The organism is Kitasatospora sp. NPDC001159 (assembly GCF_053598235.1).
This window is the reverse complement of the sequence record NZ_JBSFJV010000002.1, coordinates 97,924-121,251: the sequence shown is the minus strand read 5'-3', so window position 1 is coordinate 121,251 and position 23,328 is coordinate 97,924. Positions and strand designations below refer to the sequence as shown.

Sequence of the window (23,328 nt, the reverse complement as noted above, 5' to 3'; positions counted from 1 at the left end):
TCCTCGCGGTCGGGCTCAGTCCTCGCGGTCGGGCCGGTTGCGCCGGGCCACCGCCACGACCGCGCCGGCCAGGCCGCCGACGCCGAGCACGAGGAACGTGATCGGGACGACGATCCGTCCGCTCACCGTCTCGTCGTTGAGCGCCGCCACCAGGTAGCTGACGGCGACCACGGTGAACAGCCCGCCCGCGATCAGCGAGAACAGGTCGAGCCGGTGCTTCCTCACTGCTGGACCACCTTGATGTCGCCGATGCCGATTCCGAGTTCGAGGTCGAGCGTGCCCTTGGACGGGTGGCCGACCGGCGGGTTGAGCACGTAGGTGTGCCGGCCGGTGCCGTTGTTCTGGTCGCCCGGGACGTTGATGTTGCCGAGGCCGACCCGGGCCACCAGGTTCACCGTGACGTCGGACGGCAGGGTGACGGTCAGTTGGCCGGCGCCGAGGTCGACCTTGGTGGCGAGGGCGGTCCCGGCGGGGTCGAGCCCGGCCAGGTCCATCCGGATCTCCCCGGCGCCGAGGTTGTAGCGGTCCTTCAGGTCGGCGGCGGAGGTGATCGTCCACGAGCGGTCGCCGACGGCGTCCTGCACGGAGTGCGGCGAGCGGCCGACGAAGGCCAGCGCCAGGGTGACCAGCAGACCCAGCACCGCGAGCTTGCGGGCCTTGCCGAACTTCGCGGCCAGCAGCAGGGTCAGACCGACCACCAGCAGTCCGGTGGCCAGCACCACGGTGCTCAGCTTGGTGACGTCGGTGTGGCCGACCGAGCCGGACCAGACCGCGGTGGCCGCGCCGATCGCCAGCAGGAAGCCGAAGAAGCCGAGCGCCGAGCGCTCCTTGGGGTGCCGGACGACGGCCGGTTCGCGGCGGCGCTGCGGGCGCTCCTTGCGCAGCGGGTCGCCCTCCGGCAGGTCGGTGCGCTGCCACCAGGGCTGGGCCGGGCTGCCGGGCGGCGGCACCTTCGTACCGAACGGGGGCGTGGTGGCCGAGGAGGCGGGGGCGGCGTCGCCGTACGGGTTGCGCTCGGGGTGGCGCGGGTCCCACAGGTAGCCGCTCGGGCCCTGGGCGGGGGAGCCGGTGGGGACCTTCCCGGCGGCCCGGTCGGCGGCGTGCTGGGCGCGGGCCGCCTCGTCCTGCGGCGGGCGCGGCCAGGTGTAGCCGTCGGCCTCGGGGACGTGACGGTCGTACGGGCCGCCGCGCCGGCGGCCGCGGGTTTGGCCGCGGCGGCGCTCCGGGTCGTAGCGCACCGCCAGGAAGACCAGGCCGCCGAGCAGCAGCAGCGGGAACAGCTGGTCGCCGTCGCCCATCGAGGAGAAGAACACCCCGGTGCCGATCACGGTCAGCAGCACCGCGCCGACCGACTGGCCGTCCACCCGGCCGGTGAGCACCCGCTGGAGCTCGGTGCGCCCGCCCTTGCCGCCGGTGGCGCCCTCGGTCGGGACGATCAGCCAGGCCAGGCCGTACAGGAACAGTCCGAGGCCGCCGGAGAGGCAGAGCACCACGGTGACCACCCGGAAGACCACCGGGTCGATGTCCAGATGCCGCCCGAGGCCGCCGCAGACGCCGGCCACCACACGGTGGTGCTCGGCCCGGGTCAGCGGGGGGCGGTCCGGTTCCGGCGGGGCGGCGGGCCCGGCCTCCTGGATGCGGTGGTCCTCGGTCATGGGCACCATCCTTCCGGCAGGGGGTGGTCCGGCCCAACCGGGCCCGGCCCTGCCCGTACCCTGACTTCTCCCTGATAGACGTTAGGGACACACCCTGATGCGCCCGCGGGCACCCGCGTGGAACCATCGGTGACGTGGCAGCACCCGGTACCGATCCCCGACCCCCCGCCCCCGACACCGCGTCGTCGCCCAGCGGCGACCCGAACGCGCCCGACAGCGGACGGCCGCCGTACCGTCGGCTCTACCGCAGCCCGCAGGGGCGGATGCTGGGCGGCGTCGCGCACGGGCTGGCGGTGCACCTCGGGCTGCCGGTCCGCTGGGTGCGGCTCGCCTTCGTCCTGCTGTTCTTCGCGCAGGGGATCGGCGCGCTGCTGTACGCCGCGTTCTGGTTCGTGGTGCCGATCGGCATCGGCGAGCCCTCGCAGCGCGGTGGCACGCACTGGGTGAACGTCAACGGCGTCTACATCCCGACCTCGGCCTGGCTGCGGCCGGGCACCCCGCTGACCAAGTCCGGCGGCGGCTGGGTCGGCCGGCTGCGCGAACTGCTCCAGCACGCCCTCCAGGGCGAGCCGGTCACCGTGCCCGCCGCCGCTGCCGAGGGCGAGTCCGCCGAGGCCGCCGACCGGCCCGCCGCCAAGAACGGGCAGGGCGGCATCGGCCAGCTCGCCGCCCTGGTCATGGTCGTGATCGGCCTGATCGCCCTGCTGAACGTGCTCGGCGTGCAGACCGCCAAGCCGTACACCTGGCCGCTGCTGGCGATCGGCGTCGGCGTCGCGCTGGTCTGGCGGCAGGCCGACGACTCGCGCTGGCAGCGCTGGTTCGGCATCGAGGAGGGCGAGAAGCGCCGCGGCGCCTACACCCGGGTCGGCGCCGGCGTGCTGCTCACGGTGGCCGGCACCATCGCGCTGCTCGCCATGCAGGGCAGCGGCTCCACGCTCGGCTCGGTGATCGAGGCCTCCCTCGCGGTGCTGGCCGGCGTGCTGGTGCTGCTCGGCCCGTACGGCCTGCGGATGTGGCAGGACCTCGGCGCCGAGCGCACCGCCCGCATCCGCGCCCAGGAGCGCGCCGAGATCGCCGCGCACATCCACGACTCGGTGCTGCACACCCTGACCCTGATCCAGCGTCGGGCCGAGGACCCCAAGGAGGTGCTGCGGCTGGCGCGCTCCCAGGAGCGTGAGCTGCGGCTGTGGCTGTACCGCCCGGAGGCCGTCGCCGAGGCCGCGCCGGACACCATGGCGGAGACCCTGCGCGCCGCCGTCGCCGAGGTCGAGGACCGGCACGGCGTCCCGGTCGAGCTGGTGATCGTCGGCGACTGCCCGATGGACGAGAAGATCGCGGCACAGATGCAGGCCGCGAGGGAGGCGACCGTCAACGCGGCCAAGTACGGTGGCGGGGGACCGGTCCGGGTCTACGCCGAGGTGGAGGGGAGGACGGTGTCGGTGTTCATCCGTGACCACGGCCCCGGCTTCGACCCCGACACGGTGCCCGAGGACCGGATGGGCGTACGGGAGTCGATCATCGGCCGGATGAAGCGCAACGGCGGCACCGCTCGGGTGCGGCCGGCTGCGGGCGGCGGCACCGAGGTCGAGCTGGAGATGGAGAGAACGAATGACTGAGGCAGCGCCGGAGCGCACGGCCAGGGTCGTCCTGGTGGACGACCACCGGATGTTCCGGACGGGGGTCAGGGCCGAGATCGGCCGTACCGAGGTGACCGGCATCGACGTGGTCGGCGAGGCCGACGACGTCGACTCGGCGGTCCGCGTGGTCGCCGAGACCAGGCCGGACGTGGTGCTGCTCGACGTCCACCTGCCCGGCGGCGGCGGTGTCGAGGTGCTGCGCCGCTCGGTCGGCGTGATGGGCGAGCAGGGAGGGGTGAAGTTCCTGGCGCTGTCCGTCTCGGACGCCGCCGAGGACGTCATCGGCGTCATCCGCGGCGGCGCGCGCGGCTACGTCACCAAGACCATCACCGGCACCGACCTGGTCAACGCGATCTTCCGGATCGCCGACGGCGACGCCGTCTTCTCGCCCCGGCTGGCCGGCTTCGTCCTGGACGCCTTCGCCGCCACCGACACCCCGCCGGTGGACGAGGACCTCGACCGCCTCACCCAGCGCGAGCGCGAGGTGCTCCGGCTGATCGCCCGCGGCTACGCCTACAAGGAGATCGCCAAGCAGCTCTTCATCTCGGTGAAGACCGTCGAGAGCCACGTCTCCGCCGTCCTGCGCAAGCTCCAGCTCAGCAACCGCCACGAGCTCACCCGCTGGGCCACCGCCCGCCGCCTGGTCTGAGCCCCTCCGCGGGGTGTCTTCGAATGCCGCGGTAAGCCCGCCCGCCCGGTTTCCTCCGGGCGGGCGGGCTTGTCCGTGGGTGGCCATAGACTCGTCAGTGCCATGAGTAGCCTCTTTGACGACCTCCCGCTCCCCGGTTTCGAGGCACCCGCCGCCGGGTCGAAGCAGCCCGCCGCACCCATCGACGCCGTCGACGAGGAGCCCCCGCCGTACGAGGACGACGTCCCGTACGACGCGTACGAGGAGGCCATCCCGGACGGGCTGTTCCGGACCGACCATGCGGCCGAGGCCGAGCGGGACGCCTGGCACCGCAACGGCGCCGCCCGGACGGTGGTGGACCCGGCACAGCTGCTGGAGGGGATGAACGACCCGCAGCGCGAGGCGGTGCTGCACGCGGGCTCGCCGCTGCTGATCGTGGCCGGCGCCGGCTCCGGCAAGACCCGGGTGCTGACCCACCGGATCGCGTACCTGCTGGGCGCCCGCGGGGTGCAGCCGGGCGAGATCCTGGCGATCACCTTCACCAACAAGGCGGCCGGCGAGATGCGCGAGCGCGTCGAGGCGCTGGTCGGCCCGCGCGCCCGGGCGATGTGGGTGTCCACCTTCCACAGCGCCTGTGTGCGGATCCTGCGCCGCGAGTCCAAGGTGCTGGGCTTCACCTCCAGCTTCTCGATCTACGACTCGGCCGACTCGCAGCGGCTGATGTCGCTGGTCTGCCGCGACCTCGACCTGGACCCGAAGCAGTTCCCGCCGAAGTCCTTCACGGCGAAGGTCAGCAACCTCAAGAACGAGCTGATCGACGAGGAGACCTTCGCCGACCAGGCCGCCAACCCGATGGAGAAGAAGCTCGCCGAGGCGTACGCGCTGTACCAGCGGCGGCTGCGCGAGGCCAACGCGCTGGACTTCGACGACATCATCATGACGACGGTGAACCTGCTGCAGGCCTTCCCCGACGTCGCCGAGCACTACCGGCGCCGGTTCCGGCACATCCTGGTCGACGAGTACCAGGACACCAACCACGCCCAGTACACGCTGGTCCGCGAGCTGACCGGCGGCTCGGTGGCCGACGCCCCCAAGCGCACCGTGGACGGCGAGCTCGTGAACCCGGCGGCCGGGCGCCGGGCCGAGGTGCCGCCGGCGGAGCTGTGCGTGGTCGGTGACGCGGACCAGTCGATCTACGCCTTCCGCGGCGCGACCATCCGCAACATCCTCCAGTTCGAGGAGGACTACCCGAACGCGACCACGATCCTGCTGGAGCAGAACTACCGCTCCACCCAGACCATCCTGAGCGCCGCCAACGCCGTCATCGAGCGCAACGCCAACCGGCGCGACAAGAAGCTCTGGACGGCCGGCGAGCACGGCGAGAAGGTGGTCGGCTACGTCGCGGACGACGAGCACGGCGAGGCCCAGTTCATCGCCGACGAGATCGACCGCCTCACCGACCAGGGCGAGGCCAAGCCCGGCGACGTCGCGATCTTCTACCGCACCAACGCCCAGTCCCGAGTGTTCGAGGAGGTGTTCATCCGGGTCGGCCTGCCGTACAAGGTGGTCGGCGGGGTGCGCTTCTACGAGCGCAAGGAGGTCCGGGACGTCCTGGCGTACCTGCGGGTGCTCTCCAACCCGGAGGACACCGTGCCGCTGCGCCGGATCCTCAACGTGCCCAAGCGCGGCATCGGCGAGCGGGCCGAGGCGATGGTCGACGCGCTGGCCGCGCGGGAGCGGATCTCCTTCGCCCAGGCGCTGCTGCGGGTGGACGAGGCGTACGGGATGGCCGCGCGCTCGGCCAACGCGGTCAAGAAGTTCAACACCCTGATGGCCGGGCTGCGCCAGGTCGTCGAGTCGGGCGCGGGCCCGGCGGCGGTGCTGGAGGCCGTCCTGGAGGAGACCGGCTACCTGGCCGAACTCCAGGCCTCCACCGACCCGCAGGACGAGACCCGGGTGGAGAACCTGCAGGAGCTCGCCTCCGTCGCGCTGGAGTACGAGCAGGACCCGGGCGAGCGGCCGGACGCCGGGGAGGAGGGCGCGCCGCCGGTCGGCTCGCTGGCCGACTTCCTGGAGCGGGTCGCGCTGGTCGCCGACTCGGATCAGATCCCGGACGAGGACGAGGAGGGACAGGGCGTCATCACGATGATGACCCTGCACACCGCCAAGGGCCTGGAGTTCCCGGTGGTCTTCCTGACCGGTATGGAGGACGGGATCTTCCCGCACATGCGGGCGCTCAACCAGGCCAAGGAGCTGGAGGAGGAGCGCAGGCTCGCGTACGTGGGGCTCACCCGCGCCCGGGAGCGGCTCTACCTGACCCGCTCGGTGCTGCGCAGCGCCTGGGGGCAGCCGGCCTACAACCCGGCCTCGCGGTTCCTGGAGGAGATCCCGGAGACGCTGGTCGACTGGAAACGGACGGGCGCGGCGCAGGCGCCGGTCCAGCGCGGCTTCTCCTCGGGCTCGTCCTGGGGCAAGTCCTCGTCCGGGGGCTCGCGTTCCGCCGGGTCTTCGTCGGCGACCGCCTCACCGAAGGCGGGTTGGGGCCAGTCGGCGCGGCGCGCCGGCAAGGTGGTGGAGCGCGAGGCCGTCTCGCTCGCGGTCGGCGACCGGGTCACCCACGACACCTTCGGGCTGGGCACGGTGGTGGGCGTCACCGGCGTCGGCGACCGGGCGCAGGCCACGGTCGACTTCGGCTCGGAGGGGCGCAAGCAGCTGCTGCTGCGCTACGCGCCCGTCGAGAAGCTCTAGCGACTGCCCTAGCGCGGATCGAGTCCGTTCGCGAGGAACCAGGGCAGCGGGTCGACCGGCCCGCTGCCCGGCGGCCGGATCTCGAAGTGCAGGTGCGGTCCGGTGCTGTTGCCGCTGCTGCCGACGAAGGCGATCACGTCGCCCTGCTTCACCGGGCCCTTGCGCACCTTGTAGGCGCGCAGGTGGCAGAACCAGGCCTCGGTGCCGTCGTTCATCTTCAGGATGGACATGTAGCCGTAGAACGGGTTCCACTGCGTGCGGATCGTGCCGTCGGTGACGGCGTAGACCTCGGAGCCGCCGTCCACCGGGAAGTCGATGCCGGTGTGCAGCTTGGCCCAGTGGGTGCCGGCCGCGCCGAACAGCTCGCCGAGGCCGTGCTGGGCGACCGGCATGACCACCTTGGGCTTGGCCGGCTCCGCGGTCGGCTGGGCCGTCGGGGTGTCGGTGGGCTGGGCGTCGGCGGGTTGGGCGCCGGCCAGCGGCTGGCGGGCGTCGCCGCGCGAGGCCTGGGTCTGGCCGTCGCCCGTGACCGCCTGCTGCGCGGCCTGCCGGGCGGCCGTGTTGTCCGGGGCGTCGGCCGCCGTCGCCTGCTGCGGCACCCGGTCGGCCTGGTCCTGGACCACCGTGACGGCCGCGGCCCCGGCGACCCCGAGTGCGGCGACCGACGGGATCGCCACCCGGAACAGCGCGGCCCGGGTGGCCGCCTTGGCGGCGCCGCGGCGCCGGGCGCGGGACTGTTCGCGGGCGGCGAGGCGCAGCTCCGCACGGGTCGGGCGGGCGGCTGCTTCGGGAGCCATCGGGGGCTGCCTCCTCGGTGGGCCTCGGGCACGTCGTCGGGCGAGAGGGAAAACAGCCGTGACTGTAGCCGCAAGGCCGACGCCCCGGAAAAACCTCCGGTTGTCAAGGGGGCGGCCGGGGGTCTGGCCGGTGTCTGTACGGAGGGTCCGCGGAGGGGTATACCCACTGGTAGCAAGGCCTGGGGCTGTGACTTTGCCCTCCTCTTGGGAGGCGGCGCGGCCATCCGGGCCGGGTGGCGCTAATCTCCCCTCAGGTTGGTTGGTTATCGAGCGTTAACCGCACCCGTGGGCCCACAAGGTCCGGTCGGATGGTGGACGACGAGGTCCAGGAGGCAGTGATGAGTGTGTCGGGGCCGATCCGTGTGGTGGTCGCCAAGCCGGGGCTCGACGGTCACGACCGTGGTGCCAAGGTCATTGCGCGCGCCCTGCGCGACGCCGGTATGGAGGTCATCTACACCGGGCTGCACCAGACGCCCGAGCAGGTGGTCGACACCGCGATCCAGGAGGACGCGGACGGCATCGGGCTGTCGATCCTCTCCGGCGCCCACATGACGCTGTGCGCGCGGGTGCTGGAGCTGTTGAAGGAGCGCGACGCGGAGGACATCAAGGTCTTCTGCGGCGGGATCATCCCGGACGAGGACATCGCCGAACTCAAGGCGATGGGCGTCGCGGACATCTTCACCCCGGGCACGCCCACCCGGGACGTGGTGGCCTGGGTCGAGGCCAACCTGCGCACCGCCAGCTGAACCCGGACGCGAGGAGCGGGCCGGTCCCGGTGCGGACCGGCCCGCTTCGCCGTGCTCGGGGCGAGCGGCTCAGGGCGCCGGTTCGGCCGGCCTCAGCTCATTCAGCATCGCGGCCCGGAAGCGCAGCGTCCCGGCCAGCCGGGCGAAGGTCTCCGACCAGGCGGAGTCGGGGGCGGCCCCGGCGGCCAGCTCCTCCACCGCGGCGGCCGTCTCCGGGACGAGCGCGCGCTCCGTCATCCCGAGCACCCCGCTGTGGCTCCACGGGTACGCGCCGGAGGCGGCGGCCCGGGCCAGCGCCGTCACCACGGCGGTGGACAGCGGCGGCGTCCACGGGGCGGCGCAGGCGCCGAGCAGTTGGAAGGCCTCGCCCAGGCCGTGCACCTCGATGAAGGCGGCCGTCCAGGCGGCCCGCTCCTCGGGCGGCAGGACCGCCAGCAGCTTGGCCGGGGCGCCGGTGACCCGCTGGGCGCGGGCACGTCCGGCGCCGCGGGCGGGTGGTACCGGGGCCGGGCCGAGCAGTGCCCGGGCCCAGTCGGCGTCGTGCTGGCGGACGGCGGCGCGGGCCCAGGCCTCGCGCAGGTCGTCGGCCCAGCTGCTGCTGGTCTCGTCCACGCTGTCGCCGACCCGCAGGGCGAGCAGCTGCTCGGGCGTCAGGCCGGTGCTCCGCGACCAGGTCGCGAGCGGCGCGGCCGCCACCACCTCGCCGAACCACCAGGCCCGTTCGCCGCGCCCGGTGGGGGACTTGGGGGCGATGCCGTCGCGCTGCATCCGCTCGTCGCACTCGACGGGCGGGGTGACCAGCAGATGGGTGCCGCTGTCGGCGAGGCGGACGGCGGTCCGGGCCCGCTCGGCCATCCGGAGCGCGAGCGCGGAGCCGGGCAGGGTGGAGAGCAGTTCCGCGGCGGTGGCCCGGACGTTCTTGCTGCGGTCGCCGAGAGCGGCCTCCAGGAACGGTTCGTCGGCGGGGGAGAGGCCGTCCTGCAGGGCGTCCAGGAAGAGCAGCCGGTCCTCGGCGCGCTCGGTGGACCAGGTGCTCCGCAGCAGCTCCAGCCCGGCGGCCGGGTCGCTGCGGCGCAGCAGGGTGAGGTGGGTGACCCGCTCGGCGAACAGGCCCTCGTGCCAGAGCCGGTGGTCGGTGGGGTCGTCAGGCCGCCCGGCCGGCTCGGGTGGCGCGGGCGGCGCGGTGCGCAGCACGAACCGCCAGTCGGGGTTCTGTTCGGCCAGCCAGCGGCCCGGTGGACCGGCCAACGCGACGGCGTCGGAGCGCAGTTCGCTGCGCGCCCGGGCGGCGTCGAGCAGCCCGGGTATCAGCGCGGCGGGCGGCCGCAGGCCCTGGGCGCGGGCGGTGGCCAGCCACTGCGGCAGCAGCTCGGCCAGGTTGGCCAGGGTGCCGCCGCCGCTGCCGCCGGTGCGCCCGGCGAGCAGCACGGCCAGCCGGCGGGCGGCGGCCTCGGGCAGCTCGGGGCGGGTGTCCTCGGGCGCGGGCGGGCCGGGCGGTTCGACGGCCGGCACGGGCAGCGCGCCGGCCCGGCGGCGGACGGTGGCCAGCGCGGCCAGCTCCAGCAGGGCGGTGGCCGGGTCGCTCGGGTCCACGGCGCCGGCGAGCGGAAGGGCGGTGGCCGGGACCGGGCGGCGGTCGGTGCCGAGCAGGGCGCTGGTCCGCAGGGTCTCCCACGGGTCCTGGGTGATCGTCATTCGGTGCTCCTAGGTGAGGCGTGTCCTGTGGATCTGGGCGGGCCCGGCAGGGATCCGCAAGACACGCCTAAGTGAGGCCGACCGGGCGGTGCTCGGCGGTCCAGGCCGTGACCGGGGCGAAGCCCTGGTGGCCGTACTCGCCGAAGACCGCCAGCGGGCGGCCGGTGGAGACCGAGGCCAGCCGCCACAGCGCCGCCTCCGGGACGGCCGAGGTGCGGACGGGGACGATGTGGTGGCCGTCCGTCAGGTGCCAGCCGTCCGGGGTGCGGACCGGGACGACCTCGGCCAGCAGCGTCGGCCAGCTGTCCAGCCACGGGTCGTCGGCCACCGCGGTGCCGTACCCGGCCACCGCCTCGGCGACGGTGAGCCCGGCGGGCGCGCCGGCCGGGCCGGGCCCGGGCGCGCCGTAGCGGGTGCCCAGGGCGGCGCGCAGCGGGCGGGCGCCGGGGTGGTAGGCCAGCTCGGCCTCCAGCAGGTGGCCGGTGGGCAGGGCGAGGTCGGGGGCCTGTCCGGGGCGACCGAAGGCGAGCAGCAGGGCGTGGCGGCCGGTCTTGGCGCCGCGCAGCCAGACCCGGCGGGTGGTGAGCCGTTCGTCGGACGTGTCCCGGCTGCCGAGCACCAGCCAGCGGTCCCGGACGGTGGGCCCGGCCAGCACCTCGGCGGCGTCCAGGGTGTAGCCGACCCGGGCGCGGACGGTCGCGGCCAGCTCGGGCGGCAGCTCGTCGATCCGGGTGGCGGCGGTGGCCAACAGGTGCAGCATCGCGTACTCCTCCAGCATCCGCTCCTGCGGCAGGGCGTCCAACTCCCGTACCCGAGTGGCCAGTCCGGGGGCCTGCGCGTCGACCATCCGGGCGGCGACCTCCTCCCAGGGCCCGGCGGTGGACTGGTCGGCCAGGCCGTGCCGGACCCGGTCGGCCAGCCGCAGCCGCAGCTCGGCCGCGCCGGCCGCGACCCGGGCGCCGCGCCGCTCGGCCCGGCGGCGGGCGGCCTCCGGGTCGGCCGGGGGCGCCGCTCGCTTCTCGGCGCGCTCCTGGCGGCTCTTGAGCCAGTCGGCCGCCCAGTCGGCGGGTTCGCCGGCCGGGACGGCCCCGGGGGTGCCGCTCCACAGCAGGAGGAGTCCGAGCGCGTGCTTGCACGGGAACTTCCGGCTGGGGCAGCTGCACTGGTAGGCGGGCGTGGCGAGTTCGATCACGGTGCGGTACGGCGTCCGGCCGCTGCCCCGGCACTCGCCCCAGAGCACGGCGCCGTCGGTGCCCGTTCCGGACCAGGGCGCGGACGAGGAGAGCTTGCCCGCGGCCTTCCGCGACGCGGCGTCAGGTGCCAGGGACAGGACGTGTTCGGTGCTCCAGCGTTCCTCCATGCGACCGACGGTAGGCGGCGGCACTGACAGCGGCTGACCGTCCGTCCGGCGCCCGACCGGTCGTTGTCAGCCGTTGTCAGTGGTGCGTTGCAGGGTTGGTTCCCACAGGCCGTGACGCCGACCTGGCTCCCCCCCCCCGATCACCCCGTTGCCGGGCCACCCGTGTGCCCGGCGGCCGACCCGAAGGAGTCTCAATGACCGACGTTCTGCGGCAGCACGCCGAGGACGCCTTCGCCGGTGAACTGGCCGCGCTGGCCGCGCAGGACGACCGTCCGCGCCCCGAGCGCTGGAAGCTCTCGCCGTGGGCCGTGGCGACCTACCTGCTCGGCGGAGACCTGCCCGACGGCACCGCGATCACCCCCAAGTACATCGGCCCGCGCCGGGTCGTGGAGGTCGCCGTCACCACCCTGGCGACGGACCGCGCGCTGCTGCTGCTCGGTGTGCCCGGCACCGCCAAGACCTGGGTGTCCGAGCACCTGGCCGCGGCGATCAGTGGCGACTCCACGCTGCTGGTGCAGGGCACCGCCGGCACCCCCGAGGAGGCCGTCCGGTACGGCTGGAACTACGCACAGCTGCTCACCCGCGGCCCAAGCCGGGACGCCCTGGTGCCCTCGCCGCTGATGCGGGCGATGGCCGACGGCAAGATCGCCCGGGTCGAGGAGCTGACCCGCATCCCGGCCGACGTGCAGGACAGCCTGATCACCATCCTGTCCGAGAAGACGCTCCCCGTACCGGAGTTGGGCACCGAGACCCAGGCGGTCCGCGGCTTCAACGTGATCGCCACCGCCAACGACCGCGACCGCGGCGTCAACGAGCTGTCCAGCGCGCTGCGCCGCCGCTTCAACACCGTGGTGCTGCCGCTGCCGGGCTCGCTGGAGGAGGAGGTCGACATCGTCACCCGCCGGGTCGACCAGCTCGGCCGCTCCCTCGAACTGCCCGAACTGCCAGGAGGCGCCGAGGAGATCAGGCGGGTGGTCACCGTCTTCCGCGAGCTGCGGGCCGGGATCACGGTGGACGGCCGGACCAAGGTGAAGACCCCGAGCGGCACCCTCTCCACCGCCGAGGCGATCTCGGTGGTGACCAACGGCCTGGCCCTGGCCACCCACTTCGGCGACGGCGTGCTGCGCGCCGGGGACGTGACGGCCGGCATCCTCGGCGCCGTCGTCCGCGACCCGGTGGCGGACCAGGCGGTGTGGCGCGAGTACCTCGAAGGGGTGGTGCGCGAGCGCGACGGCTGGAAGGACTTCTACCGCGCCGCCCGCGAGGTGGGGGCATGAGCGAGCGAACCATCAAGAGGTGCCACGTGCGCTCAATGCCTGCCGAGCGAAGCGAGGTGGGGGCATGAGCGAGCGAAGCGAGCGAATCATCAAGAGGTGCGCGTTGCGCTCAGCGCCTGCCGAGCGAAGCGAGGTGGGGGCATGAGCGAGGTCGAGGTCGCCCTGCTGGGCATCCGGCACCACGGCCCCGGCTCGGCCCGGGCGGTGGCCGCCGCGCTGACGGCGTGGCAGCCGGACGCGGTGCTGATCGAGGGACCGCCGGAGGCCGACGGCATCGTCCACCTCGCCGCCGAGAAGGACCTCGTCCCGCCGGTCGCCCTGCTCGCCCACGCGGTGGACGACCCGGCCCGGGCCGCCTTCTGGCCGTACGCCGAGTTCTCCCCGGAGTGGGTGGCGATCCGGTACGGCGTGGAGCACGACCTGCCGGTCCGCTTCATCGACCTGCCCGCCGGGTACGGCTTCGCGCCCACCGCCGAGGACGCCGACGAGCTGCCCGCCGACCCGATGGCCCTGCTCGCCGAGGCCGCCGGGCACGACGACGCCGAGCGCTGGTGGGAGGACGTGGTCGAGCACCGCGCCCCCGGCGCCGACGCGCTGGCGCCCTTCGCCGCCGTCGCCGAGGCGATGGGCGCACTCCGTGCGGAGGGTCTTGGCGAGTCCCGCCGGGACCTGCTGCGCGAGGCGTACATGCGCCAGCAGATCCGCGCCGCCCGCCGCGCCGGGCACCGCCGGATCGCCGTGGTGTGCGGGGCCTTCCACGTCCCCGCGCTGGCGGCGATGCCCACCGTCGCCCACGATCGGGCGCTGCTCGCGGAACTGCCGAAGAAGGTGAAGGCGGACATCACCTGGATCCCGTGGACGCACCGCAGGCTCTCCCAGGCCACCGGCTACGGCGCTGGCATCCAGTCACCCGGCTGGTACCACCACCTGTTCACCACCGAGGGCGACCCGGTGCCGCGCTGGCTCACCCGGGCCGCCGAACTGCTCCGCGCCGAGGACCACCCGGTCTCCTCCGCGCACGTCATCGAGGCGGTCCGGCTCGCCGAGACCCTCGCGGTGCTGCGTGGCCGCCCGCTCGCCGGGCTGACCGAGACCCTGGACGCCGTCCGCGCGGTGCTCTGCGAGGGCTCGGACGTCGCGCTGGAACTCGTCCGGGACCGCCTGGTGGTCGGCGACGAGCTCGGCGAAGTCCCGGACGCCGCACCGGCGGTGCCGCTGCAGCGCGACCTCGCCCGGCTGCAGCGCTCACTGCGGCTCAAGCCCGAGGCCGCGCCCAAGGACCTCGACCTGGACCTGCGCAAGGACACCGACGCCGCCCGCTCCCGACTGCTGCACCGGCTGCGGCTGCTGGGCGTCGAGTGGGGCATGCCCGCCCGCTCCTCGGTCGCCTCCACCGGCACCTTCCGGGAGAGCTGGCGGCTGTGCTGGCAGCCCGAGTTCGCGGTCCGGATCGCCGAGGCCGCCCAGTGGGGCACCACGGTCGAGGAGGCCGCCGTCAACAAGGCGGTCGGCACCGCCCGCGCCGCCGTCGAACTCGCCGAGCTGACCGGCCTGGTGGAGACCTGCCTGCTGGCCGGGCTGTCCGGCGCGCTGCCCGCCGTGATGCGGGTGCTCGCCGACTGCGCGGCCCTGGACACCGATGTCGCCCACCTCGCCGGCGCGCTGCCCGCGCTGGTCCGCGCGCTGCGCTACGGCGATGTGCGCGGCACCGACCACGGCGCGCTCGCCGAGGCCGCGGCGGGCCTGGCCGAACGGGTCTGCGTCGGACTGCCGCCTGCCTGCGTCGGCCTGGACGCGGAGAGCGCGGCGGCGATGCGCGCCCGGATCGACGAGGTCCACGGCGCGATCGGCCTGATCGACTCCGGTGACACCGCAGCCCCGGACGGCCTGACCGACCGCTGGGCCGCCGCCCTGCACTCGCTGGCCCGCCGCGAACCCGTCGGCGGACCGGCCACCGGCGCCCCCGGCCTGCTGCGCGGCCGGTCCGTCCGGCTGCTGCTGGACGACGGCCGGCTCGACTCCGAGGAGGCCGGCCGCCGACTGCGGCTGGTGCTGTCCGTCGCCAGCGCACCCGCGGACGCGGCCGGCTGGGTCGAGGGCTTCCTCACCGGCGGCGGCGCCCTGTTGCTGCACGACCCCCGACTGCTCGTCCTGCTCGACGAGTGGCTCACCGGCGTCAGCGCCGAGGCGTTCACCGACGTCCTGCCGTTGCTGCGCCGCACCTTCGCCGGACTGGAGGCGGGCGTGCGCACCACCATCGGCGGCCGGGTCGCGGCCGGCCCGCTCGGCGCGGCCCCGGCGGCGCCCGAGACGGCCGGGGAACTCGACCGGGCCCGCGCCGACGCCGCCGTCCCGGTGGTGGCCCTGCTGCTCGGCGTCCACCCGGAGATCCCGCGCCAGGCCACCGGCCGCAACACCTGACCGAAGGAGGAGGACCCGATGGCGACCACGACCGACGAACGGCTGCGCCGCTGGCGCCTGGTGCTCGGCGGCGAGGCCGACGGCACCGGCTGCACCCTGCGCGGCCGCGACGCCGCGATGGACGGCGCCCTCGCCGCGCTCTACCGGGGCGCACCCGAGGAGGCAGGGCGGCCCCCGCGCGGCGGACGCCGCAGCGCAGGGCTCGGCGGCTCGGCCCCGCAGGTGGCCCGCTGGCTGGGCGACATCCGCGAGTACTTCCCGTCCACCGTCGTCCAGCTGATGCAGCAGGACGCGATCACGCGGCTCGGCCTGGACCGGCTGCTGCTGGAGCCGGAGATGCTGGAGGCCGTCGAACCGGACGTGCACCTGGTCGGCACCCTGCTGTCGCTCAAGCACGCGCTGCCCGAGACCACCCGGGAGACCGCCCGCGCCGTGGTCGGCAAGGTGGTCGCCGACCTTGAGCGCCGACTCGCCGACCGGACCAGGGCCACCCTGGGCGGCGCCCTGGACCGCAGCGCCAAGGTGAACCGGCCCCGCCACCGGGACATCGACTGGGACCGGACGATCCGGGCCAACCTGAAGAACTATCTGCCCGAGCACGGGACCGTCGTCCCCGAGCGGCTGGTCGGCTACGCCCGCGCCCAGCGCGCGGTGAAGAAGGACGTCATCCTCTGCATCGACCAGTCCGGCTCGATGGCGCCCTCGGTCGTGCACTCGGCGGTCTTCGGCGCGGTGCTCTCCTCGATGCGCACCCTGTCCACCCGGCTGGTCGTCTTCGACACCTCGGTGGTCGACCTCACCGAGCAGCTCACCGACCCGGTGGACGTCCTGTTCGCCACCCAGCTCGGCGGCGGCACCGACATCAACCGCGCGCTCGCCTACTGCCAGTCGAGGATCACCCGGCCCTCCGAGACCGTCGTGGTGCTGATCAGCGACCTGTACGAGGGCGGCATCCGGGACGGCATGCTCAGGCGGGTCGCCGCGATGAAGGCGGCCGGCGTCCAGTTCATCGCCCTGCTCGCACTCTCCGACGAAGGCGCCCCGGCCTACGACCACGCCCACGCCGCCGCGCTGGCCGCCCTCGGCGCCCCGGCCTTCGCCTGCACCCCGGACGCCTTCCCCGAGATCATGGCGGCGGCGATCGAGAAACGCCCGATCCCGCGGCACCTGGTCAAGGGCGCGGACCAGGGGGTGTGACGGTCTCACCCGGGCGGGTGAACTCACCCGATCGGTGGACGGGGGGTCCGGGCTGATCTGTGACGGTTCTCACCCAAGACGGACAGGCCCCGGGCGGAACAGGCCCGTCCCTCGGGGATAACCTGCCAGACGGACGTGACGCGCGTGTTGATTGACGTGTGCGCCCGTGGCTGTGTGGGCCGCAAGGCCGTACTTCTGCGTACCCGCACCGCCCCGACGACCCGCAGCGAAGATCCTGCCGTGGCACGCTCGTAGAGACACAATCCGCGACCACGAACAAGGACAAACACGTGGACCTGTTCGAGTACCAGGCGAGGGACCTCTTCGCCAAGCACGGTGTGCCCGTGCTTGACGGCGATGTCATCGAGACCGCCGCAGACGCTGCCGCCATCGCGGAGCGCTTCGGCGGCCGCGCCGTCGTCAAGGCTCAGGTGAAGGTGGGTGGCCGAGGCAAGGCCGGTGGCGTCAAGCTCGCCGCCGACCCGGCGGACGCCGTCGCCAAGGCCGAGCAGATCCTCGGCATGGACATCAAGGGCCACACCGTCCACAAGGTGATGCTCGCCCAGACCGCCGACATCAAGGACGAGTACTACGTCTCGTTCCTGCTGGACCGCACCAACCGCACCTTCCTGGCCATGGCCAGCGTCGAGGGCGGCGTGGAGATCGAGGTCGTCGCCGAGGAGAACCCCGACGCGCTCGCCAAGATCCCGGTCGACGCCAACGAGGGCTGCACCCCGGAGAAGGCCGCCGAGATCGTCGCCGCGGCGAAGTTCCCGGCCGAGGTCGCCGACCAGGTCGCCGAGGTCCTGCAGAAGCTGTGGAAGGTCTTCATCGCCGAGGACGCCCTCCTCGTCGAGGTCAACCCGCTGATCAAGTCCGGTGACGGCAAGATCATCGCGCTCGACGGCAAGGTCTCCCTGGACGAGAACGCCGAGTTCCGTCAGCCCGAGCACGAGGCGCTGGAGGACAAGGCCGCGGCCAACCCGCTGGAGGCCGCCGCCAAGGCCAAGGGCCTGAACTACGTCAAGCTCGACGGTCAGGTCGGCATCATCGGCAACGGCGCGGGCCTCGTCATGAGCACCCTCGACGTGGTCGCCTACGCCGGTGAGAAGCACGGCGGCGTCAAGCCCGCCAACTTCCTCGACATCGGTGGCGGCGCCTCGGCCGAGGTCATGGCGAACGGCCTGGAGATCATCCTGGGCGACCCCGACGTCAAGTCGGTCTTCGTCAACGTCTTCGGTGGCATCACCGCCTGTGACGCGGTCGCCAACGGCATCGTGCAGGCCCTGGAGCTCCTGAAGAGCAAGGGCGAGAACGTCACCAAGCCGCTGGTCGTCCGCCTGGACGGCAACAACGCGGAGCTGGGTCGCAAGATCCTCGACGACGCCAACCACCCGCTGGTCCAGCGCGTGGACACCATGGACGGTGCGGCTGACCGCGCCGCCGAGCTGGCCAACAAGTAAGGAAGGGGACTTTCACACCATGGCTATCTTCCTTACCAAGGACAGCAAGGTCATCGTTCAGGGCATGACCGGCTCCGAGGGCATGAAGCACACCCGCCGCATGCTCGCCTCCGGCACCCAGATCGTCGGCGGTGTCAACCCGCGCAAGGCCGGCACCACGGTCGACGTCGACGGCACCGAGGTGCCCGTCTTCGGCTCCGTCGCCGAGGCGATGGAGAAGACCGGTGCCGATGTCACCGTCATCTTCGTGCCGCCGAAGTTCACCAAGGACGCCGTCGTCGAGGCCATCGACGCCGAGATCGGCCTGGCCGTCGTCATCACCGAGGGCGTCCCGGTGCACGACACCGCCGCCTTCTGGGCGTACGCCGGTTCGAAGGGCAACAAGACCCGCATCATCGGCCCGAACTGCCCCGGCCTGATCAGCCCCGGACAGTCGAACGCCGGCATCATCCCGGCCGACATCACCAGCTCCGGCAAGATCGGTCTGGTCTCGAAGTCCGGCACCCTGACCTACCAGCTCATGTACGAGCTGCGCGACATCGGCTTCTCCTCGGCCGTGGGCATCGGCGGTGACCCGGTCATCGGCACCACCCACATCGACGCCCTCAAGGCGTTCCAGGAGGACCCGGAGACCGAGATCATCGTCATGATCGGTGAGATCGGTGGCGACGCCGAGGAGCGGGCCGCGGCCTACATCGCCGAGCACGTCACCAAGCCGGTCGTCGGCTACGTCGCGGGCTTCACCGCCCCCGAGGGCAAGACCATGGGCCACGCCGGCGCCATCGTCTCCGGCTCCTCGGGCACCGCCCAGGCGAAGAAGGAGGCCCTCGAGGCCGCCGGTGTCAAGGTCGGCAAGACGCCGTCCGAGACCGCCCGCCTGGCCCGCGAGATCATCGCCGCCACGGCCTGATCCCCATCCTCGCGCAGTGAGCGCCCCCGCCCTTCCCGGGCGGGGGCGCTCACCCGTTTCGCTGCCTCGGCGTTTCAGCGCCTCGGGCCGGTGGTGCAGGGCCGCGGGGACCACATCGGGCAGGCCGCCGGACCCTGCCGCGGAGGCGGGGCCTGGACCCCCGTCGTGGCCGGCAACTCCCAGCGCGTCACCGCCTGCCGGCCCACCACCACGGCCTCCAGGCCCGGCGCCGGGCTGCACCACAGGCTGCTGACGCCGTTCGGCGCCCCGCCCGGCAGCAGCGGCACACCCGGCGGCCCCACGTTCGCGTCCGCGGCCGGTACGCACACCGCGGGGGGCGGCGGGTCCGACGGCTGGAACAGCGCCGCCGGGCGCAGCCCCGCCAGGGTCGCCAGCGTCGCCCCGCCCACCGCCACCGTCAGCAGCGCCGCCGCGCCCGTCCGGCTCGCCGTCCACAGCCGGTGCCGCGCCCGCAGCACCGGCACCGGCGAACGGCGCGGCTCCGGGCAACCCCGTACCGCCGCCCGGTGCAACAGCCCGCTCAGCCCGTCCGCGAACCCCGGCGCCGCCGGATCCGGCCCCACCAGCTCCGGCACCCACTGCGCCAGCGCCGCCCGCGCCGCCCACACCCGCCCCTCGGCCGCCGTTCGGGTCGACTCCACCTCCACCGCGATCGCCGCCGCGGGCAGCCCCAGCCCGTCGTGCAGCACCAGCGCCCGCCGCTGCGGCCGCGGCAGCCGCCGCAGGGCCTTCAGTAGCGCCTTGTCCCGGTCGGTCAGCCGGTCGTGGCCCGGCAGCACCGCCTGCGCCTCGTCCGCCGGCCGCACCTTGCTCCGCCAGTGCGACAGCGACCACGCGTGCGCCCACCGCGGCCCGCCCCGGTGCCACGGCGACAGCGCCGGCTCACACGCCCGCACCCGCACCCAGCCCTCCGGATCCCCCGACCCGACCACGTCGTCCCACTCCCGCCGCGCCTCCCCGAACGCCCGCCGCACACAGTGCACCGCCCGATGGCGGCACGCGGTCAGCAGGAACACCTGCTGCACCAGCCGGGTGTGCGCCTCCGCGTAGAGGTCGTCGAAGCTCGGGACGGGTTCGTCGGAGAGGTCCCGCCTGCTCCCGGCTTCGGTGAGGGCCGTGTCGATGCGCTCCCTGCGGCCGGAGAACGTGGGGGCGCACTGCTGCGGTACGGGCTGCCGCTCCGCGCTCGCACTCCGACCGGTGGCCGCGCCGCCGCGCTTCCGGGCATCGGCGGGGGCGGCCGGCAGGTCACGCCGCGCCGCGGGGCACTGCTCGTCGCGTGCCGCCTCGGCCGGGGCCGTCGGCCTCTGCCGCGGCGAGGTCGGGCCGTCGGTCCCGGCCCGGCCAGGGGCCGCACCGGTGCGCTCGGGGACGGGTGCCGTCGGCAGGTCGCGTCGGGAGGCGGGGGGCGTCGGCGCGTTCCCCTGCGGGGCCGAGGCTCCGGGCTCGGTGGGTGCGGTCGGCAGGCTGTGCCGCGAGGCCGCGCTCTCCGACGCGTTCGCGGCCTGGTCATGGGCCCCGGTGCTGCGCTCCTGGGGCGGCGCCGTCGCCGGGTCGCGCCGTGACGTGAGGTCCCGATCGTCGGCCGCGTTCGAGGTGGGGGCCGTCGGGGTGTTCCGCTGCCCGGCTGCGCTCTGCCTCCCGGTCGCAGTCGGGCCGGGCGAAGCCACTACGCGCCCCGCGCCGGGGCGGCTCACCTCCCCGGCTGAGGGTGCCTCCTGCACCACGTCGCCCGTGGCGGCCGCCCGGCCGCCGTCCCGCCGTTCCTTCGCGGCCGTGGTGACGGTCCGGGCCCCGTGTGCGCGGAGCTCCGGGGCCTCGACCACGGCCCGGGTGCGCGCAGCGCCGGCCGGCCTGGTCGCAGCGGACCCGGCCGCCGTCTCCGAGGTCGCGGCGGATCCACGCTGGCCGCCGTGCTCCGGCCGTGCCTCCGGTGCGGTCGTCCCGGGGCCGCTTCCGCCTTCCTTCCCGCGTTCGGTGCCGAGGACGGGGGAGCGGTGGTGCCGGTCGCTCCCGACGGGTTCGCCGGTTGTCGGGGGCCGGGTCGCGGAGGGGGCGGTCGTCATACCGCCGTGTTCTCCCGAGGCCGTGGGGCCCACTCGCGTGCGGGTGCCGGCGGGGGGTGCGGTTCCGAGGAGGGCGATGGCGGCGGCTTCGGTGGGGCAGCCGAGCTTCCGCAGGGCGCGGTGCAGGTAGCTGCGCGCGGTGGTGGGGGCGACACCGAGGGCGGCGGCGGTGTGGTGGATGTCGTGGCCCGCGGCGAGGTGGGCGAGGGTCTGGGCCTCACGGGGCGTCAGTTGCCGCAGCGGTTCGGGGGCGCGAGTGGGTGGCGTGGTCATCAGACGCTCCGGGCCGGGGCGTGGGCGGCTTGGGGGTAGGGTCTGAAAAGGCGCATAAGCCAATAATCTGGGACACGGCGGCGGTTTGCCGCTTCGCACAGCATGGCGAGTCGCCTTGGCAGCATGAGCCTCATGACACAGCTGATGGGCCGTCCGATCCTGGAAGCGCCGGGCCAATTGGGCGGACACCCCGTGCTGGCCGACCTGTTGGCGGGGGTGCGGACGGCACTGCTCGGACTGGCGGTGGTCACGGTACCGGTGCTCGGGCTCTGGATCGTGACACCGTACGCCGACTCGGGCGCGGCGGGTGTCACCCGGTTGGCGGGTGCGCTCTGGCTGCTGGGGCACGGCGCGCCGGTGCTGCGCGGGGGCGGGGGCGCCCCGCTGACGGTGACTCCGCTGCTGCTCGGCGTCCTGGCGGTGGTGCGGCTGTACCGGGCGGGGGCCGGGGTCGCGGCGCGGCGCGGGCTGCGTTCGCGCTGGGGCGGCCCGCTGGCGCTGTGTGCGGGCTACTGGGCGGTGGCCGCCGGGGTGGCGCTGTACTGCGCGGGTGCCGGGCCGTTCCGCAGCCGGGTGCTGCCGGACCTCCTGGTGGTCGGTCTGCTCGCCGGACTGGCGACGGCTTTCGGCGTCCGCTCGGCGCGGCCCGCACCCGTCACGGTCCTGCCGCTGCTCGACCGCGTCCCTGCGGATTGGCGGCCGACCGGTGGCGCGGTCGCGGTGCGGCGGGCGGCCGGCGCGGCCGGGGCCGGGCTGGTCGCGGCCGGCGGGGTGTTGGTGGCGGTGGCGGCGGCGCTGGACGCGGTGGCCGGCGGCGGGCGCGGGATGGCGCTGCTCAGGGGCGGGCCCGCCACTCTGTTCGGGTTGCTGCTGCTCACCGTGGTGCTGCTGCCGAACGCGGTGCTCTGGGGCGCGGCGTACGCGCTCGGCCCGGGCTTCGAGGTCGGCACCGGGACGCTGGTGTCGCCGGGCGGTACGGAGCTCGGCCCGGTGCCGGAGTTCCCGCTGTTCGCCCTGCTGCCCCAGGAGGGCCCGGGCGGCTGGCGGCTGGCGGTGCTGGTGCTGCCGCTGCTGGCGGGGCTGGTGCCGGCGGTCCTGCTGGGCCGCGCGGCGGCGGGCCGGCGCTCCCTGTACGAGGACGGTGACCCCTGGCGGCCCGCCGCGACGGTGACGGCGGCCCTGGTGGCCGCGCTGCTGCTGGGTGCCGGGGCGGCGGCGCTCGGCTGGTTGTCGGGCGGTGCGCTGGCGGGCGGGCGGATGGCCTGGCTGGGGCCGGTGCCGTGGTGGACGGGCCTGGCGGCGGCGGGCTGGCTGGCGCTGGTCGCCGTCCCGGGCGCCCTGCTGGTACGGCGCCGCGCGCTCGGCCCGAGGGTCGACCGGACCCCGGCGGCCGCCCCGGTCGGGTACGCCCGGCTCGCGGTGCACGCGCGCCGGAGCGCGCTGCGGCTGCGCGCCCGCACGTACGTCCTCGTGCTGGGGCTGTCCGGCCGGGGCCCCGCCGACTGAAGCCGACGGCTACTCCGCGTTCCCGGTGAAGTCCACGTACCACTGCGGCGCGTAGCGGTCGCAGTTCTCGGCCCCGACGTTGGTCAGCGAGTCCCGGACGCAGGTCGCGTAGTCCTGGTAGTAGACCCCGAGCCCGATCACCAGGCCGACCATGGCGACGGTCATCGCCCCGGTCAGGATCCCGGCCAGCGCGGCCGGGGTGAGCGGGTTCGGCGTCGGCACCCCGGGGGCGGCAGCGGCCTGGGCGCCATCGGCCTGGCCCGTCGGCTGCTTGGCCCGCAGCGCGCTGACGCCCCAGTAGATCCCGAGCGCCCCGACCAGCAGCGCGATCCAGTGGAACTCCGCGAACAGGCAGACGAGCGCGAACGGCCCGGCCAGTGCGGCGTTGCGGGCCCGGCGGTGGGCCGGGTTGGTCGGGTCGAGCCGGGGCGGCTGCGGCGCCGGAGGACGCTGGCCGGGGCGGCCGTCGCCGATGCCCTGGCCCCACGGCGGCGGGAGCTGCGGGCGGTCGCCGCCGCCCTGGCCGCCGTTGCCCTCCTGGCCCTGGCCGGGCCAGGAGCCGCGCGGCTGCCACGGCTGGTCCGGGGCGTCCGCCGGCGGCGGCGCGAAGGGGTTGTGCTCGCCGTTGTCGTCGCCGCTGCTCATGGGTTCAGCCATTCCTTCTCGGTCGGGGCTCGTTCGGGGGTCTCGCGTCGGAGCGGTCTTCCGCGCCCCCAATGATCCCGCAGCCGTTCGGGGGCCCGCCGGGGGCCCGTACCCCGAGCCGGGGCGGGCACGCGCAACTCCGGTGTGCCACCTGAGGAGATCCCCGTCTCAACTACGCGCGTAGCGCCGCCGGGAGGGTGCGAAGGCCGTCCGACCAGCCGTTATCGTGGTGACGGTCAGCAGCTCACATAGGTTCCCCGGGGCCCGCGTCGCGGCGGGTTCT

17 protein-coding genes are annotated in these 23,328 nt (G+C 74.6%); 10 read left to right on the top strand and 7 right to left on the bottom strand.

Annotation, left to right across the window (positions count from 1 at the left end; all coding sequences use genetic code 11):
• Positions 1–15 precede the first annotated feature (15 nt).
• Together ACWC9T_RS01965 and ACWC9T_RS01960 are read right to left on the bottom strand one after the other, a co-directional pair.
• Positions 16–225 carry a hypothetical protein gene (locus ACWC9T_RS01965; RefSeq protein WP_449819119.1) on the bottom strand — a complete coding sequence of 70 codons (210 nt, stop codon included), beginning with the start codon at positions 223–225 and terminating at the stop codon, positions 16–18.
• A complete protein-coding gene (locus ACWC9T_RS01960; protein WP_449819118.1) occupies positions 222–1,655 on the bottom strand; it encodes a PspC domain-containing protein in 1,434 nt (477 codons plus the stop codon). Before ACWC9T_RS01960 ends, ACWC9T_RS01965 begins: the two co-directional genes overlap by 4 nt.
• Positions 1,656–1,789: 134 nt before the next feature.
• Between ACWC9T_RS01960 and ACWC9T_RS01955 the strand changes: the two genes are divergently transcribed.
• From ACWC9T_RS01955 to pcrA, 3 genes are all read left to right on the top strand, one after another.
• Positions 1,790–3,271 carry a PspC domain-containing protein gene (locus ACWC9T_RS01955; protein ID WP_449819117.1) on the top strand — a complete coding sequence of 494 codons (1,482 nt, stop codon included), beginning with the start codon at positions 1,790–1,792 and terminating at the stop codon, positions 3,269–3,271.
• Positions 3,264–3,941, top strand: a complete 678-nt coding sequence (locus ACWC9T_RS01950; RefSeq protein WP_316523700.1) for a response regulator transcription factor — start codon at positions 3,264–3,266, stop codon at positions 3,939–3,941. The genes ACWC9T_RS01955 and ACWC9T_RS01950 overlap by 8 nt, the downstream gene beginning before the upstream one ends.
• Positions 3,942–4,043: 102 nt before the next feature.
• The gene (pcrA, locus tag ACWC9T_RS01945) at positions 4,044–6,668 is read left to right on the top strand and encodes a DNA helicase PcrA (protein ID WP_449819116.1); all 2,625 of its coding nucleotides are present in this window, start codon (positions 4,044–4,046) and stop codon (positions 6,666–6,668) included.
• 8 nt (positions 6,669–6,676) lie between these two features.
• Here pcrA and ACWC9T_RS01940 read toward each other — a convergent pair whose 3' ends face one another.
• Positions 6,677–7,465, bottom strand: coding sequence for a M23 family metallopeptidase (locus ACWC9T_RS01940; protein WP_449819115.1), 789 nt, complete (start codon positions 7,463–7,465; stop codon positions 6,677–6,679).
• 338 nt (positions 7,466–7,803) lie between these two features.
• Between ACWC9T_RS01940 and ACWC9T_RS01935 the strand changes: the two genes are divergently transcribed.
• Positions 7,804–8,211, top strand: a complete 408-nt coding sequence (locus ACWC9T_RS01935) for a cobalamin B12-binding domain-containing protein (RefSeq protein WP_355669695.1) — start codon at positions 7,804–7,806, stop codon at positions 8,209–8,211.
• Positions 8,212–8,280: 69 nt separating this feature from the next.
• Here ACWC9T_RS01935 and ACWC9T_RS01930 read toward each other — a convergent pair whose 3' ends face one another.
• Together ACWC9T_RS01930 and ACWC9T_RS01925 are read right to left on the bottom strand one after the other, a co-directional pair.
• Entirely contained in the window at positions 8,281–9,906 is a 1,626-nt protein-coding gene (locus ACWC9T_RS01930; RefSeq protein WP_449819114.1) for a DUF5691 domain-containing protein, read from the bottom strand.
• Between the two features lie 67 nt (positions 9,907–9,973).
• Positions 9,974–11,266, bottom strand: coding sequence for an SWIM zinc finger family protein (locus ACWC9T_RS01925; protein ID WP_449819113.1), 1,293 nt, complete (start codon positions 11,264–11,266; stop codon positions 9,974–9,976).
• Positions 11,267–11,460: 194 nt separating this feature from the next.
• Between ACWC9T_RS01925 and ACWC9T_RS01920 the strand changes: the two genes are divergently transcribed.
• From ACWC9T_RS01920 to sucD, 5 genes are all read left to right on the top strand, one after another.
• Complete coding sequence (locus ACWC9T_RS01920) at positions 11,461–12,543, top strand: ATP-binding protein (RefSeq protein ID WP_449819112.1); 1,083 nt, start codon at positions 11,461–11,463, stop codon at positions 12,541–12,543.
• Between the two features lie 141 nt (positions 12,544–12,684).
• Entirely contained in the window at positions 12,685–14,964 is a 2,280-nt protein-coding gene (locus tag ACWC9T_RS01915; RefSeq protein WP_449819111.1) for a DUF5682 family protein, read from the top strand.
• Between the two features lie 18 nt (positions 14,965–14,982).
• Entirely contained in the window at positions 14,983–16,161 is a 1,179-nt protein-coding gene (locus ACWC9T_RS01910; protein WP_449819110.1) for a VWA domain-containing protein, read from the top strand.
• A 290-nt stretch (positions 16,162–16,451) separates the two neighbouring features.
• The gene (sucC, locus tag ACWC9T_RS01905; protein WP_355669701.1) at positions 16,452–17,624 is read left to right on the top strand and encodes an ADP-forming succinate--CoA ligase subunit beta; all 1,173 of its coding nucleotides are present in this window, start codon (positions 16,452–16,454) and stop codon (positions 17,622–17,624) included.
• Between the two features lie 19 nt (positions 17,625–17,643).
• On the top strand, positions 17,644–18,534 hold the full coding sequence (sucD, locus tag ACWC9T_RS01900) for a succinate--CoA ligase subunit alpha (RefSeq protein ID WP_449819109.1): 891 nt from the start codon (positions 17,644–17,646) through the stop codon (positions 18,532–18,534).
• A 74-nt stretch (positions 18,535–18,608) separates the two neighbouring features.
• On the opposite strand, the gene ACWC9T_RS01895 is transcribed toward sucD, so the two are convergent.
• Positions 18,609–20,894, bottom strand: a complete 2,286-nt coding sequence (locus ACWC9T_RS01895) for a LuxR C-terminal-related transcriptional regulator (protein WP_449819108.1) — start codon at positions 20,892–20,894, stop codon at positions 18,609–18,611.
• Between the two features lie 123 nt (positions 20,895–21,017).
• Here ACWC9T_RS01895 and ACWC9T_RS01890 point away from each other — a divergent pair, with 123 nt between their 5' ends.
• Positions 21,018–22,400, top strand: a complete 1,383-nt coding sequence (locus tag ACWC9T_RS01890; protein ID WP_449819107.1) for a cell division protein PerM — start codon at positions 21,018–21,020, stop codon at positions 22,398–22,400.
• Between the two features lie 9 nt (positions 22,401–22,409).
• On the opposite strand, the gene ACWC9T_RS01885 is transcribed toward ACWC9T_RS01890, so the two are convergent.
• Positions 22,410–23,045, bottom strand: coding sequence for a hypothetical protein (locus ACWC9T_RS01885; RefSeq protein ID WP_449819106.1), 636 nt, complete (start codon positions 23,043–23,045; stop codon positions 22,410–22,412).
• Positions 23,046–23,328: the final 283 nt, after the last annotated feature.

Coding starts and splice junctions, on each gene's coding strand:
- ACWC9T_RS01915 (WP_449819111.1), top strand. CDS start 12,685: ATGAGCGAGGTCGAGGTCGCCCTGCTGGGCATCCGGCACCACGGCCCC.
- pcrA (WP_449819116.1), top strand. CDS start 4,044: ATGAGTAGCCTCTTTGACGACCTCCCGCTCCCCGGTTTCGAGGCACCC.
- ACWC9T_RS01940 (WP_449819115.1), bottom strand. CDS start 7,465: ATGGCTCCCGAAGCAGCCGCCCGCCCGACCCGTGCGGAGCTGCGCCTC.
- ACWC9T_RS01925 (WP_449819113.1), bottom strand. CDS start 11,266: ATGGAGGAACGCTGGAGCACCGAACACGTCCTGTCCCTGGCACCTGAC.
- ACWC9T_RS01885 (WP_449819106.1), bottom strand. CDS start 23,045: ATGAGCAGCGGCGACGACAACGGCGAGCACAACCCCTTCGCGCCGCCG.
- ACWC9T_RS01890 (WP_449819107.1), top strand. CDS start 21,018: ATGAGCCTCATGACACAGCTGATGGGCCGTCCGATCCTGGAAGCGCCG.
- ACWC9T_RS01895 (WP_449819108.1), bottom strand. CDS start 20,894: ATGACCACGCCACCCACTCGCGCCCCCGAACCGCTGCGGCAACTGACG.
- ACWC9T_RS01910 (WP_449819110.1), top strand. CDS start 14,983: ATGGCGACCACGACCGACGAACGGCTGCGCCGCTGGCGCCTGGTGCTC.
- ACWC9T_RS01960 (WP_449819118.1), bottom strand. CDS start 1,655: ATGACCGAGGACCACCGCATCCAGGAGGCCGGGCCCGCCGCCCCGCCG.
- ACWC9T_RS01950 (WP_316523700.1), top strand. CDS start 3,264: ATGACTGAGGCAGCGCCGGAGCGCACGGCCAGGGTCGTCCTGGTGGAC.
- ACWC9T_RS01920 (WP_449819112.1), top strand. CDS start 11,461: ATGACCGACGTTCTGCGGCAGCACGCCGAGGACGCCTTCGCCGGTGAA.
- sucD (WP_449819109.1), top strand. CDS start 17,644: ATGGCTATCTTCCTTACCAAGGACAGCAAGGTCATCGTTCAGGGCATG.
- ACWC9T_RS01935 (WP_355669695.1), top strand. CDS start 7,804: ATGAGTGTGTCGGGGCCGATCCGTGTGGTGGTCGCCAAGCCGGGGCTC.
- ACWC9T_RS01930 (WP_449819114.1), bottom strand. CDS start 9,906: ATGACGATCACCCAGGACCCGTGGGAGACCCTGCGGACCAGCGCCCTG.